This window comes from Pseudomonas parakoreensis, from assembly GCF_021602155.1.
In the GTDB taxonomy this organism is placed as follows: Bacteria; Pseudomonadota; Gammaproteobacteria; order Pseudomonadales; family Pseudomonadaceae; genus Aquipseudomonas; species Aquipseudomonas parakoreensis.
This window is the reverse complement of record NZ_BQHY01000091.1, coordinates 1-255: the sequence shown is the minus strand read 5'-3', so window position 1 is coordinate 255 and position 255 is coordinate 1. Positions and strand designations below refer to the sequence as shown.

Annotated in this window: 1 protein-coding gene; it reads left to right on the top strand. The window is 59.6% G+C overall.

Annotated elements, in window-relative coordinates; genetic code table 11:
• Nucleotides 1–255: phage tail tape measure C-terminal domain-containing protein (locus L6D63_RS28530; RefSeq protein ID WP_236170525.1), on the top strand; the 255-nt coding region annotated here is incomplete at both ends.

Here is a 255-nt window from a genome sequence, read left to right as displayed (position 1 = left end):
TGCCGAGCAAGCTGCTGATGTGGCCGGCCAAAGCAAATCGCTATTCACCAATGCCTTCAGCAACATGGAAGACGGCATCATCCAGTTCGTGAAGACCGGGAAGTTGTCATTCAAGGATCTGGCCGACAGCATCATCGCCGACCTGATCCGCATCCAGGTGCGTCAGGCGGCGGTGGGCATCTTCGGCACGCTGTTCAGCGGACTGGCGGGTGCTGGTGCATCTGCTGCCGGTAATGGCTTTGCCGCTGGATCGGC